This window comes from Psychrobacter sp. CX90 (genome assembly GCF_057396305.2).
Genome location: NZ_CM182008.1, coordinates 2,805,487 through 2,818,628, shown reverse-complemented (window position 1 = coordinate 2,818,628; position 13,142 = coordinate 2,805,487). Strand labels below are relative to the sequence as shown.

The following is a 13,142-nucleotide window of genomic DNA, read 5'->3' as shown; positions in this document are numbered from 1 at the left end:
CCGCTTATTAATTTATCTTATGACTCATGTCGTTGTTTATCTCCATAACTCGCTTTATGAATAGTTTTACGCAATATAGCTATTATTTCATCCCTTAATTGCTTATTGCTTAGCTGCTGGGGCGATTTTTTAATTATAAAAACAATATCTAAAGCAGGTAATACGGCATAAGTAAGCCTAAACTGCTCTTTGATAATACGCTTGATACGATTACGAGCCACCGCAGTAGGCACTTTTTTTTTGGTAATGGCCATTCCTAAACGTGCTTGGTTTGTCTCAGACTCAGACTCAGAAACAAAAACCATTAAATGAGGCTGATGTACTTTAAAAATTGGGTTATTGAATACTGCTTTAAATTCAGCAGCTTTTAAAAGTCGATTACTCTTTGGATAGCCAAAATCGGTCATGATTAGGTCAACATGAAGTTATAGAATATAAGAATTGAGTTGCAATATAGCGTTATGATAATAAAAAAAGCACCTGATCAAGGTGCTTTTTTATGTTAAATATTTTGTACTGTTGTTATTTATGTCTATCAAAATATCGCCATAAATAAGTCAGAGAAGGGGTAATTGTTTTACTTGAGAATATCCATTCATTTAAGAATTTCAATTACACAGTTAGACGATGACGACCCTTAGCACGACGACGCGCTAAAACTTGACGACCTTTTTTAGTGGCCATACGAGCACGGAAACCGTGTGTACGCTTGCGCTTGATAACGCTTGGCTGAAATGTACGTTTCATAAATCACCTATGACAGGAATAAGTTTAAAAAGAAAAACTGCACTAATAATTTGTAGTAACGTGAGATTATGCCAGTCTAAATGGTTAATGTCAATATTATAAGCACCTTCTTGTTAAAGCAGATTAAGACAGCTTATATTAAAAAACAACCCTGTTTGAGTCATCACATGAATGGTGTAACTGTCTAAAACCACTTTAAAACCCTCTAAGAAACATCCTTTATCGTTTCTTTATCCCTCAAATCTTAATTTTTCAAAGTTTAATAAAAACAATAAAGCCTTACCATTTTTAAGACCCAATGCTAATTATTTTTATTCGTGCTGTTTCCTATTGTACAGGGTAGAAGATATCTATAGACACAATTTTATAGTTTAAAAGTGCTTTTGATTGATGCATTTTAAATACCTTTTTTATCATACTCAGTCAATTTACCCCTAATCAGGGTTCTATAAGAAATCTATTAAATCAAGTTAGCGTAGGTTCAGAAGCATTGCAAAACCTGATAATAAAATAGATTCATAGGTTAAATTATATTTTTCCTCATAGCCTTTACTTTAAATTTAGTTTTGAGTTATCCACAGTTACTGCCTTTGCCCATAACTATATATATATACTCTCTTTTGTTATTATTAGTGAGGTGTTTCTCTGTGTATAACTCAAAAAAATATAATAAAAACAGTATGTTAAACTGTGGTTATTATTGTTTATAAACTGTTCACAAACTCTGTATAACTTCATAAAATTAGTTATCCACAGACTTTATAACAAAGTTATCCACAGATAATTTTGATGTTAATTATATTTTTTTATGCTAAAGTACCACACCTTGAACCAAACCTCGCAATAAGCATATCCACATAAATTATTGCTGCTATTTTTAAAGACTTATTCATAAAACCTTAGTGTGTAAAGCGGGAACAATGCGTCATGTCAGATAGTCTATCGGTGTGGGATAAGTGTCTTAATGAGCTTAAGTACCAGCTCAAAGAAAATGAATTTACGATGTGGTTACGTCCCTTATCTGCAAGAGTTGTTGATAATACGTTGATGTTACTGGCACCAAATCAGTATTTTGTGTCGCACGTGCGTCAGTATCATTTTGCTGATATAGAAGCACTGGCTAAACTGCATAGCCAAGGTAGCATTACGCAAGTCGTTATTCAGGTAGAAGCTAATAATCAAAGCAATAGTGATGATATTAGTCATAACCAAAGCCAAGCAACTGTGTTGGGTGGTAACCGTAATAATGGTTATGATTTACAAGGCAACAGTGCCATTAACTCTACAAGTGATTTAGAGGCTTCACAAAGGGCTAATCAGATAGCATCTGATAAATCGCTAAGTTATATTAATCCTAAGTTTACTTTTGACACATTTGTTAGTGGTAAGACCAATATGCTTGCGTATAAAGCCTGCTATGAGTTAGGTAAAAAGCAGTCTCAAAATCGTCATAACCCTTTATTTATATATGGGGCATCAGGACTTGGTAAAACCCACTTAATGCACTCGGTGGCTCATCGCTACCTCAAAATCGACAAAACGTTTTACTATTTTTCATCTGAAAAATTTATCAATCAGTTGGTTTATGCGCTGCGTAACCAAAAAATTGAACAGTTTAAGAAAAAGATAAAACGGGTTGATTTACTGATTATTGATGATGTTCACGTATTGGCGGGTAAAAATAAATCAAGCAGTGAGTTTTTATCGTTATTTGCTGATTTTATGGTTGAAGGCAAGCAAGTGATTTTAGCTTCAGACCGCCACCCTTCACAAATGACGGAGTTTGATGAAAGGTTTCGCTCACGGTTTTCCTCTGGCTTGGCAGTTGCGATTGAACCGCCTGAAATGGAAACTCGCATGCAGATTTTGCAAAAAAAAGCTAACTTATCTGGTGTTGATTTACCGAAAGAATGTGCGCTATTTATTGCTCAGAATGTGGTTTCAAACGTGCGTCGGCTAGAGGGTGCTTTAAATCAAGTTGTGGCCAATGCCAACTTAACAGGCAACCCAATTGATTTGGAAATGGTTCAATATGCGTTAAAGGACATTATTGCCATTCGTTCACAGGCCGTGAGTATGGATAATATTCGTAAAGTAGTTGCCGAGTATTATGATGTGTCTGTAAAAGATTTAATGAGTAAGAAGCGCACTCGTAGCATTGCTCGTCCCCGTCAGATAGCCATGTCGCTCGCCCGTGAACTTACTAAGGATAGCTACCCAGATATTGGTCAGTCCTTCGGTGGGCGTGATCACACCACGGTAATGCATGCTTGTGATAAAGTGGCGCAGTTACGTAAGGAAGATCCAGTTTTAGATAAAGAATACAAAGCGTTATCAATGACACTACAAGCTGGCTAACAACTACAAGCTGACTAACATAGGATAGATGACGCAGGTTATTAGCAAAAAATAACTATCAGGCTTCAATAGCTTATGTTCAATAAGTGATTAACAACAAGTTAACCTTAGGGATATGGCTATTTAGCGGTATGGCTATGCAGATACCCTAACATTTGGGTATACTAGCTGGGTAGCTGTATGATCAGTATCAAATAAAAACCCAAATTTAAGTGGATAGATATTTTAAAATAAAAATAATGAATGCTCTTTAAGATACTCTATCTCTTTTCCAGTTATTAAAACCCAATTAAAGAGTTTTATTATGCAACTGTCGATAAACCGTGAGCTGCTTCTAAAAGCCATAAACTTGATTGCTAAAGCTGCTGACAAGCGCCACAATATGGTAGTACTTGGTAATATAAAAGTAGAGGTTTCTGAGCAATTATTAACGTTAACTGCATCAGATCTTGAAGTCGAGTTAACTGCACAAGTGAAGCTTGGGAATGGGGCCAGTGGCCAAATTGGTGCAACGACCTTACCAGCCTCCAAGCTACAAGACATTTGTAAGCTTTTGCCAAAAAATGCCATGATTGATATCAAGGCTGAGACAAATGAGCGATGCGTCATTGTTAGTGGTAAAAGTCGATTTGTATTAGGTACTTTGCCAGCGGAGGATTTTCCTCTACTTGGTGAGCCTGCAAATATTATACCGCTTACCCTCAGCCGTGAAGTGCTTTTGGACTTAATGACCAAAACACAGTTTGCAATGGCCATTCAAGATGTGCGCTATTATTTAACAGGTATGCTGTTTGAGGTAGCACAGCGTCAGCTGACGACGGTTGCCACAGACGGACATCGGTTAGCCTTAGCCCGAAGTGCCATTGAGGTCGCTGATGATCTTGAAATGCAAGCTATTTTACCCCGCAAGGCGGTCATTGAACTTGAGCGTTTAATGGCAGAACTGGGTAAGCTATTGGGTGATAAAGACGGTAATTTAACCTTAAGCTTTGGTCGCGAATTTTTGAAAGTAAGTTTGCCTTTTGGCAATGTTGACAGCGCTGGTATGATAGATGATTCAGTGAAAGTGACCTTTAACGCCCGTTTGATTGATGGTAAATTCCCAGATTATCGCCGTGTAATGCCTGCCAATACTGATAAAGTAGCGCTTGCAAACAAAGAAAAAATGACGGATGTTCTAAGACGGGTCGCTATTTTAAGTAATGAGAAGTCGCGCGGTGTTATTTTTAAGTTTTCAGACGATGGCGATGTTGAGGTTCGTGCCAATAATGCTGAGCAGGATGAAGCGGTCGAAGCGTTACAAGTGCAGTATCAAGGCGAATCCATTGAGTTGTCCTTTAATGCAGCGTATTTGCAGGATGTATTGGATGTTTTAAATGGCGATGTACAGATTCATATGAGTCAAGCCAATAGCTCGGTATTGGTCAATCAGCTAAACGATGTGCAGCATCAGTATGTGATTATGCCAATGCGTATATAATGAGCCTATATTGGATTTGGCCAACAGTGCTATTGTTTTCTGATCGTGTTAATCGTTATTTTAACACTTGAATGATGAACGTTTTATAAGACCTAGTGAATAACTCTCACTGGGTTTTATTTTATTCAATACCTAGGGATACTTCAAAAGCTGATCTCTCAAAATAAGAGATATTGATATAAATATACTCTATATTATGTTAAATAATATGTTCGACTTATGTTGACATTATTGGATAACTTACCTTTTAATCTATAATTATCGTTGTTAACTTTAATGGCTAAGGCGTGTCTATATGCTAACTCAACTTAGCATCTATCATTTACGTAACTTGCAATCAGTGAGCTTTAAAGCGGGAATATGTAATGTGTTTATTGGTGCTAACGGAAGCGGTAAAACCTCTCTTTTAGAGTCTTTATATCTTTTATCGCGTGGTAAGAGTTTTCGCCATCATCAACCAAAACGTTATATTTCTCATCATCAACCTCATACTACAGTACATGCGAGACTTTCAAATGGCGAGAGTATGGCAATTCAAAAATCGCAAGATGCGAGTACTGTATTACGCCTAGGGCAGCAGCATGTATATGTGCAGAGTGAGCTGACTCGTCAGTTGCCTACGCTGCTTATAGATCCCTCTTCAATGGACATTTTAGAAGTGGGAAGCAGCAGTAGGCGCCAGTTGTTAGATTGGATAACGTTTCACGTGAAACAGGGCTTTCATCCACAGTGGGTAGCTTATCAGCGATTGTTAAAACAGCGTAATGCATTGCTTAAAAAGTCTCACAACTTGTCGGGTCTCCAAAAACAAGAGTTGGCATCATGGGATAAAGGCTTGGCCAATCACGCCGCCCTAATTACACATTACCGTCAACAAGTTTTTGAGACGTGGCAACCTCTATTTGATGGCATGGTCAAGCAGCTGCTACCTGACTATGCTCCGTATATTCAATTACGTTTTATGCCTGGCTACAATACAGACGTCCCTTTAGACGAATTGTTACAACGGCGTTTACAGCAAGATATTCAAATGGGGTATACACGGATTGGATGCCATAGAGCCGATATTCAGGTACTGTGGGTTGATAACGCTGAGGCTCGGCAAGAAGTGCATGAGCAAAGCACTGATTCTGATAACTATAAGCCATTTTCTAATGATGTGAGCTTAGATTCACAAGGCTTAGATCCACAAGGATGCGAGTTGAATCAAGAGGATCAGCATACGGATGATGAGACTGATTTTTTTGATGCCACAGTTGGCACAGTGCGTGAGCAAGCAGCAAATGTATTGTCGCGTGGAGAGAAAAAACTACTCATTACGGCCTTAAGATTGTCACAACTCCCTTTATTAGCGGGGGAAAATCAATTGCCCTTTCAACAGGTAAAGCTTGGCGCGCAAAATTTAACCACGTATGGGAAACAACCAACCCATAACCTACCTTCTTATAATTTTTATGGGTCGTCAGTATCTACTCGCCATTCCACTCAAGATATGTCCCCTAACAACGATCAGAGTGTTTTACCCTTAGTGCTATTAGACGACATCACTGCAGAGCTTGATAAAAGAGCTTTAGATATACTTCTACAGACTTTAGCTGCCTTATCCTGTCAGGTTTTTATTACCAGTCTCGATGACTCTTTGATCGATCAAGTGAAACATTATTGGTCAGATATTAATATGTTTCATGTGAAACATGGCAATTTACAAGCTATAACAGGGGACTAAAAATCAGAGTTTTAGTCTCAAAAAGTTATCTAAATTTTAATTTAATTGATTCCTATCGATTATTGGTGCATCCCATTACAAATATGTTTTTAAAAGCAAAAAATGCTATAATAAGCGATAGATTTTTTATTGATTTTATTGGTGTATTAAAAGCTGTTAACCGAATTTAGAAAACTAAAGCTTAAGCCTGAATTATTGAAGTTGTTCTTACTTTTCGCAATCGGAAGCGGATTAATTAACAGTACTCTAAAATAAGCGAGAAGGCATTAGTACACTGCTTAATATTTCATATAAATTGCTGAAAGTTCAGTATTGCTGTTTTTGTAAAGGATGTGTCATGAGTGAGTCAAACCCCGTAACCGAAAATGAACTAATAGAAAGTCTTGCAGAGGGTACTAATTTAGCTGATTTACCTGCAGATGCCTTGCCAGAAGAATATAGTTCAAAAAATATTCGGGTACTGAGAGGTCTTGAAGCCGTGCGTGTACGTCCTGGTATGTATATTGGGGATACGGACGATGGTACAGGTCTGCATCATATGGTATTTGAGGTAGTCGATAACTCAATTGATGAAGCCTTGGCCGGCCATTGTGACCAGATTGATATTATTATTCATGAAGATGAGTCAGTTAGTGTCATGGATAATGGCCGAGGTATTCCTATCGATGTCCACCCTGAAGAAGGGGTATCCGCTGCTCAGGTCATTATGACGGTATTGCATGCAGGCGGTAAATTCGATGACAATAGCTACAAAGTATCTGGTGGTTTGCATGGAGTGGGTGTATCGGTAGTCAATGCCCTATCTAAAAAGCTTGAAATGAACATTTGGCGCGAAGGTTATCATTATCAGCAAACCTATAGTGATGGAGTACCAGATAGTGATATCCAAGAATTAGAAAAGACTGATAAAACAGGTACTCAGATTCGCTTTTATCCGAGTTCAGACGTGTTTACTGGCACTGTGTTTGAGTATGAGATCTTAGCAAAACGCTTACGTGAGCTGTCGTTTTTGAACTCAGGAGTACGTATTGTTCTAACGGATGAACGTACAGATAAAAAGCATGTGTTTGAACATAAAGGCGGTCTATCTGAGTTTGTGGCTTATATCAATTCGGGTAAAGAAGGCTTAAATGACGTGTTTCATTTTGTTAGTGAACAAGATGATGGCATTGTGGTTGAAGCGGCTTTACAGTGGACAGATACCTACAATGAAAAAGTATTGTGCTTTACTAACAATATTCCTCAAAAGGATGGCGGCACTCACTTGTCTGGCTTCCGATCTGCTTTAACCCGTTGTCTAAATAGCTATATGGACAATGAAAAACTAATGAAAAAGGAAAAGGTCAATACAACAGGCGATGATGCACGTGAAGGCCTTACCGCTATCGTTTCAGTAAAAGTACCTGATCCTAAGTTCTCAAGCCAAACCAAAGATAAGTTGGTGTCTAGTGAAGTAAAATCAGCTGTTGAATCGGCTATGCATGATAAGTTTAACGACTATCTGCTTGAGCATCCGGGCGCTGCCAAATCTATTGCTAATAAAATTATAGACGCTGCTCGAGCGCGTGATGCTGCCCGTAAAGCGCGCGAGTTAACCCGTCGTAAAACCACCCTTGATATCGCTGGCCTACCGGGTAAATTAGCCGACTGCCAAGAAAAAGACCCTGCATTGTCTGAGCTTTATATTGTGGAGGGCGACTCGGCAGGTGGTTCTGCTAAGCAAGGTCGTAGCCGAAAAAACCAAGCCATATTACCGCTTAAAGGTAAAATTCTTAATGTGGAGCGGGCGCGATTTGATAAAATGCTATCGTCTGCTGAAGTCGGTACGTTAATTACGGCTTTAGGGTGTGGTATTGGCCCCGATGAATACAATCCAGATAAAGTGCGTTATCACAAAATCATCATCATGACCGATGCTGATGTTGATGGATCACATATTCGCACCCTCTTATTGACCTTCTTTTTCCGTCAAACACCTGAGCTTATTGAACGGGGTTATATTTATATTGCTCAGCCACCTTTGTATAAAGTTAAGAAAGGCCGTCAAGAGCTTTATTTAAAAGATGATGAAGCGCTCAAAGCCTATTTGTTGTCTTCTACTATTGATGAAATGAAGCTTCATGTCAGTGAGGATGCTCCTGCTATAACCGGTCAAGCCCTTGAGACTCTTTTAAATGATTATAACCAAACCCAATTGGTGAAAGCACGATTACAAATCCGCTATCCTGCCGTATTACTTGATGCATTAACGCATGTGCCTAAACTTACTACTGAAATGACGTATGATTTTGAGGCGATGAGCCATTGGAAAACGCAACTTCAAGTGCAGCTTGAACGATTTGGCAAAGATTTAAGCCCTGAGATTGAGCTTGATGATATCCACGCACCGAAAAAAGACGAACTGTCAGAAGCGGTAAAAGATGCTAATAATCAATTTAAATTTAAAGTTGGGGCTAAAGTAGATAACCCGAATGACAATATTGAAGAGGCTCAAATAATTGAAGGCAAAGATAGCGAAATGCTATCGACCAAGTCACAGTGGCTACCTCGTATTACTATTTATGTGCATAATCTTGCCCAGCATTATCTATTAGATTCCGGGTTCTTTAATTCTGGTGAGTATGCGCGTTTGATGCGTTTATCAAAAGAATGGAACACGCTCTTAACTGATACGGCATTTATCCGTCGTGGCGAAAAAGATACCCTACTACGTGATTTTGACCATTTATGGCAACAGGTCATGCAAGATGCCCGTCGTGGCTTAGCTGTACAGCGTTATAAAGGTCTAGGCGAGATGAATGCAGACCAGCTGTGGGATACCACGATGGATCCTGAAAATCGCCGTATGTTGAAAGTAACGATTGAAGATGCTATTGCTGCTGACCATCTGTTTATGTGTTTAATGGGGGATGATGTTGAACCACGTCGTCAATTTATTGAAGAAAATGCTTTAACTGTGACTAATTTAGATATCTAAAGTATCGATTTATTGGCTCAATACCTTTTTATTGGCTCAATAACTTTGCTAGTCACTTCTAGATTAAAAGTCATCTTACTTGTAAGGTGGCTTTTTTTGTTTCACGTGAAACTTATTTATGATTAAATAGACGTTGAGTAAAGGAGTAAACGATGTGCTTGAAGTGATTCTATTAGCGATTGCCCTAGCCATGGATGCCTTTGTCGTCTCCATTGGTTTAGGGGCTAAACAGTCTGGTACGCTCGCTATCAGTACTAATCGGCATGGCATTAATTTTAAGCCAAAAAATAAGCAAATAGTCCTGAAACTGGCATTACTGGCTGGACTATATTTTGGGTTTGCTCAAGGCGTTATGCCTTTAATTGGCTATTTATTAGGCTCAGCGATAATTGGCTGGTTAGCCTCTGCTGCACCGTGGATAGGCTGTATTATTTTAGTTATACTAGGCGGCAAGATGCTTTATGAAGCCTTAACTGGTAAAGTGGAAGATGAGCTTGGAGCGTCTTTAGCTACTATTAAAATAGATCATAAATTAATGACATCATTGGCACTTGCCACCAGTATTGATGCCATGGCAGCTGGATTTACCTTAAACCTATTATCCGTTAATGCATGGTTAGCCTGTACGATTATTGCTGTGATAACGGCTGTATTGAGTTTTATTGGAGTCTATTTAGGTCGTCAATCCGGTACTTGGCTGGAAGATAAAGCAGAAATATTAGGCGGTGTGGTGTTAATCGCTATTGGTATTAAGATGGTATTGTAGTTGGCAGTTTATATTCAATCAGCCATAAAAAAGACCTTTTGTTATATACGAAAGGTCTTTTTTAGTTCTAAATGGAATTATGCGTTGTTTATATTTACTTAAAACGCCATGCTAATATACGCGTCGCTTTTTGACCGTGTTGCATATTGATGGTTTTAATTTGTCTGGCGCCCCCTTCTCTTAATAGCGCATCAAGCGCTTTTAGATTCTCAGCTCTTGAGACTAATGTCGTAAACCAATTGACTTGATTAGCATACTGCACACTTTCTTTAATCATCTGACTGATAAAACCAAGCTCACCGCCCTTAGTCCATAATTCAGAATTCTGCCCACCAAAGTTGAGGTTATTGGTTGCATTGGCCTGTTTGCTTGCTGCACTATTACTTAGCTGGCTATTCGGGTTACGACGAGCACGGTTTTTTTGCAGTTTTGACTGCTTACGTTGGTTGGCATCTAAGACATCTTCCATTGACCCATGAAAGGGCGGATTGCATACCGTGATATCGAAGTAGTCATGCTCACCGATGACGCCTTTAAATATATTTTTTGGATTGGGCTGAAGTTTGACAGTTACTAGTTTTTTAAGATTGGGATTAAGCTCGCAAATAGTTTTCGCCGTATTAAAGGCCATTTGGTTAATATCAGTGGCGGTAAAATACCAGCCATAGCTTTGACTACCGATAATAGGATAAATACAACTCGCCCCAGTACCGATATCTAACACACGTGGTTTTTTATTTTCTAATTCATTAGCATTCTTGGTGTTGTTATTTGCCAATAAATCCGCCACTTGATGAATATAATCAGCACGGCCAGGAATAGGCGGACACAAATAACCTTTAGGTAAATCCCAATACTTAATGCCGTAATGCAAGGCCAACAAGGCTTTATTCAGCGTCAGCACTGCTTCAGCGTCTGAAAAATTAATCGTCGGCTCACCGCTAGGGTTAGTAATGGTGTGCTTTGCTAATTCAGGCAATGCCTTGGTTAGTTTATCAAAATTATAACGACCTTGATGCGGATTGCGTGGGTGTAAGCTGCTAGATTTAGGGGGAGGCGTTTGTTGATTAGACTTATTTACAGGCTGTGTCATAGAGTACAAAAACTTATCAAATGTGGATGGATGAATGCTAGTTTAACAGATTTGGTCAAGTAACATCGAGCTCAAAACGCCCTCCTATCAGCACGCTCTTAACCTAAAAGCCTGTTAAGGTGCGAGCTAGTCTTCATATTCTTAATCTTGGATATGATGCTTATTGTTTAAATCCTAGCGTTTTTATAGTGCTTTTAGCTGGGTACAGTCAAAAATTAAGCGTTATTAAAGATGAGGTATTTGCTACATTTATATCATAGAGCTATAGTAAATATAAACGATAACCAACTTAAATAATAAACACCACAACAATAAAAGGTATGCCCCATGAGCTCCAAACAAACCAATAAAGATGCCCTTTCAGACAGCCGTATCACTTATCAAACCGATGGCTATGTGTGCTTCATTGGGCTTAACCGTATCGACAAACGCAATGCCTTTGACAGTCATATGATTGCACAGCTATCTGATGCCCTAACCCGTTATGAAGCTGATAGTGAGCTACGTTGTGCGCTAATTTTTGCCCATGGCGAGCACTTTACTGCGGGGCTGGATTTAATGGAACTACAAGACAAACTCGATAAAGGCGTGTTTAATTTTGATGACAGCCAAATTGACCCGTGGGGCATCTCAGGCAAAAGACGCACGAAGCCGATAGTCGTCGCTGTCCAAGGCACTTGTTTTACCGCTGGTATTGAACTGATGCTAAATGCTGATGTTGTGGTTGCTAGTAGCGACTGTAACTTTGCCCAAATGGAAGTTCAACGTGGCATCATGCCATTTGGCGGGGCAACCGTTCGATTTGTAGCGGCCGCAGGGTGGCAAAAAGCCATGCCGTACCTATTAACTGGCAAGCCGTTTGATGCCATTACAGCTGAGCGTTTAAGTCTTGTTAGCGAAGTTGTCGAATCAGGTAGCCAGTATGATAAAGCACTTGAGTGGGCACAACAGATCAGTAAAGCCGCCCCTCTTGGCGTGCAAGGCGTATTGGCCTCCGCGCAAGATGGCGTTCTCAATGGTGCTAGCAGTGCCTTGACCAATATCCATAGCTTCTTACCCTCGTTGTTTCATTCAGAAGATGCCAAAGAGGGCGTCATGTCTATGGTTGAACGACGTGAGGCTGATTTTAAGGGCCGCTAGAGGGCGATTAATCTATATGACTCATAAAGACTTGAATCGATACTGCATTTAGGTCAAGCGTGATGGGCAAGGTAGACAATAGTCATAGGTAGCAATAATGTTAGATGATGCGGTACGATTTTTAGCACGAGTGGTATTCGAAATAGTCGGTCCAGTCGTCCTTGAAGGCGTATTTAACCTCATAACTTGGCGTATTAAAGGGCATCCATATATTACCTGTCATTATCGTGGTTTTATGGTGGCGCTGGTTGTTTATATTTTTCTCACTCTCAAGCATTACTTTATAGACCAAAACCTCTCTATTATGGCACTTTCAGATTTTGGGCTGAGCGCTAAGATATGGGGTGTTCTAACGCTACTACTTATGATCATAACCTCAATAGTGCGTCATATTGAAATTGAAAGTGAGGTAGATAAAGATAAGTATTAACTACTATCATCAACATCTCGACTATTGGCTCATTTTTAGTCTCAGTGCGGTGATGATTTATTTAAATAACGATTAGGTTTTAGGGCGGGTTGTTAAATGCTTAACTGAGATAAATATCAATGAAGCTATTTCCCGCTTTTTGCTACTATCTGCTGTCTTAAGTCGGGCGATGGGCTAAGGTTTGGCATGTCGCCTGCTTCGCGCGCCACGCCAAAACCAAGCCCTCGCAACCGCCTTTAGCCACCAGTATATCCGCTTCAATCGGGGCTAGCGGTGAGATCATTATCTTATAATCATGTATCGTAGTTTTAACTGTATCATTTAAAAACTGTTTAATTTGTCGGTTAGAGCTGTAGTGTCACTTTAATAAAAATATAGATTTATTTAGTATTTTTAAATGAGCAAACCCAACTTTAATAAGCATT

11 protein-coding genes are annotated in these 13,142 nt (G+C 39.2%); 7 read left to right on the top strand and 4 right to left on the bottom strand.

The window, feature by feature from the left end; genetic code table 11:
• Window positions 1-17 precede the first annotated feature (17 nt).
• Window positions 18-407 (bottom strand): ribonuclease P protein component, encoded by a 390-nt coding sequence (gene rnpA / locus AC2SLN_RS11230; RefSeq protein WP_486549397.1) that lies wholly within the window; start codon window positions 405-407, stop codon window positions 18-20.
• Window positions 408-612: 205 nt separating this feature from the next.
• Window positions 613-747, bottom strand: a complete 135-nt coding sequence (rpmH, locus tag AC2SLN_RS11225) for a 50S ribosomal protein L34 (protein WP_007394757.1) — start codon at window positions 745-747, stop codon at window positions 613-615.
• Between the two features lie 927 nt (window positions 748-1,674).
• On the opposite strand from rpmH, the gene dnaA reads away from it, so the two are divergent.
• The 5 genes from dnaA (at window position 1,675) to AC2SLN_RS11200 (ending at window position 10,054) form a co-directional block, all read left to right on the top strand.
• A complete protein-coding gene (dnaA, locus tag AC2SLN_RS11220; RefSeq protein WP_486530741.1) occupies window positions 1,675-3,105 on the top strand; it encodes a chromosomal replication initiator protein DnaA in 1,431 nt (476 codons plus the stop codon).
• Window positions 3,106-3,409: 304 nt separating this feature from the next.
• On the top strand, window positions 3,410-4,585 hold the full coding sequence (dnaN, locus tag AC2SLN_RS11215; RefSeq protein ID WP_486549398.1) for a DNA polymerase III subunit beta: 1,176 nt from the start codon (window positions 3,410-3,412) through the stop codon (window positions 4,583-4,585).
• Between the two features lie 295 nt (window positions 4,586-4,880).
• On the top strand, window positions 4,881-6,311 hold the full coding sequence (gene recF, locus AC2SLN_RS11210; protein ID WP_486549399.1) for a DNA replication/repair protein RecF: 1,431 nt from the start codon (window positions 4,881-4,883) through the stop codon (window positions 6,309-6,311).
• A gap of 337 nt (window positions 6,312-6,648) precedes the next feature.
• On the top strand, window positions 6,649-9,288 hold the full coding sequence (gene gyrB / locus AC2SLN_RS11205) for a DNA topoisomerase (ATP-hydrolyzing) subunit B (RefSeq protein ID WP_486549400.1): 2,640 nt from the start codon (window positions 6,649-6,651) through the stop codon (window positions 9,286-9,288).
• Between the two features lie 154 nt (window positions 9,289-9,442).
• Window positions 9,443-10,054: a manganese efflux pump MntP gene (locus AC2SLN_RS11200; protein ID WP_486549401.1), complete on the top strand. Its 612-nt coding sequence runs from the start codon at window positions 9,443-9,445 to the stop codon at window positions 10,052-10,054.
• A 94-nt stretch (window positions 10,055-10,148) separates the two neighbouring features.
• Here the strand turns inward: AC2SLN_RS11200 and rlmF are convergent, their stop codons facing one another.
• Window positions 10,149-11,147, bottom strand: coding sequence for a 23S rRNA (adenine(1618)-N(6))-methyltransferase RlmF (rlmF, locus tag AC2SLN_RS11195; RefSeq protein WP_486549402.1), 999 nt, complete (start codon window positions 11,145-11,147; stop codon window positions 10,149-10,151).
• Window positions 11,148-11,474: 327 nt separating this feature from the next.
• On the opposite strand from rlmF, the gene AC2SLN_RS11190 reads away from it, so the two are divergent.
• Together AC2SLN_RS11190 and AC2SLN_RS11185 are read left to right on the top strand one after the other, a co-directional pair.
• Window positions 11,475-12,287 carry a crotonase/enoyl-CoA hydratase family protein gene (locus AC2SLN_RS11190; protein WP_486549403.1) on the top strand — a complete coding sequence of 271 codons (813 nt, stop codon included), beginning with the start codon at window positions 11,475-11,477 and terminating at the stop codon, window positions 12,285-12,287.
• A gap of 97 nt (window positions 12,288-12,384) precedes the next feature.
• Window positions 12,385-12,717 carry a hypothetical protein gene (locus AC2SLN_RS11185; RefSeq protein WP_486549404.1) on the top strand — a complete coding sequence of 111 codons (333 nt, stop codon included), beginning with the start codon at window positions 12,385-12,387 and terminating at the stop codon, window positions 12,715-12,717.
• 157 nt (window positions 12,718-12,874) lie between these two features.
• Here AC2SLN_RS11185 and AC2SLN_RS11180 read toward each other — a convergent pair whose 3' ends face one another.
• A complete protein-coding gene (locus tag AC2SLN_RS11180; RefSeq protein ID WP_486549405.1) occupies window positions 12,875-13,000 on the bottom strand; it encodes a hypothetical protein in 126 nt (41 codons plus the stop codon).
• Window positions 13,001-13,142 lie beyond the last annotated feature (142 nt).

Excerpts from the sequence above, each read along its gene's own strand:
- AC2SLN_RS11190 (WP_486549403.1), top strand. The coding sequence starts at position 11,475 with ATGAGCTCCAAACAAACCAATAAAGATGCCCTTTCAGACAGCCGTATC.
- gyrB (WP_486549400.1), top strand. The coding sequence starts at position 6,649 with ATGAGTGAGTCAAACCCCGTAACCGAAAATGAACTAATAGAAAGTCTT.
- dnaA (WP_486530741.1), top strand. The coding sequence starts at position 1,675 with ATGTCAGATAGTCTATCGGTGTGGGATAAGTGTCTTAATGAGCTTAAG.
- recF (WP_486549399.1), top strand. The coding sequence starts at position 4,881 with ATGCTAACTCAACTTAGCATCTATCATTTACGTAACTTGCAATCAGTG.
- AC2SLN_RS11185 (WP_486549404.1), top strand. The coding sequence starts at position 12,385 with ATGTTAGATGATGCGGTACGATTTTTAGCACGAGTGGTATTCGAAATA.
- rlmF (WP_486549402.1), bottom strand. The coding sequence starts at position 11,147 with ATGACACAGCCTGTAAATAAGTCTAATCAACAAACGCCTCCCCCTAAA.
- AC2SLN_RS11180 (WP_486549405.1), bottom strand. The coding sequence starts at position 13,000 with ATGATCTCACCGCTAGCCCCGATTGAAGCGGATATACTGGTGGCTAAA.
- rpmH (WP_007394757.1), bottom strand. The coding sequence starts at position 747 with ATGAAACGTACATTTCAGCCAAGCGTTATCAAGCGCAAGCGTACACAC.
- rnpA (WP_486549397.1), bottom strand. The coding sequence starts at position 407 with ATGACCGATTTTGGCTATCCAAAGAGTAATCGACTTTTAAAAGCTGCT.
- dnaN (WP_486549398.1), top strand. The coding sequence starts at position 3,410 with ATGCAACTGTCGATAAACCGTGAGCTGCTTCTAAAAGCCATAAACTTG.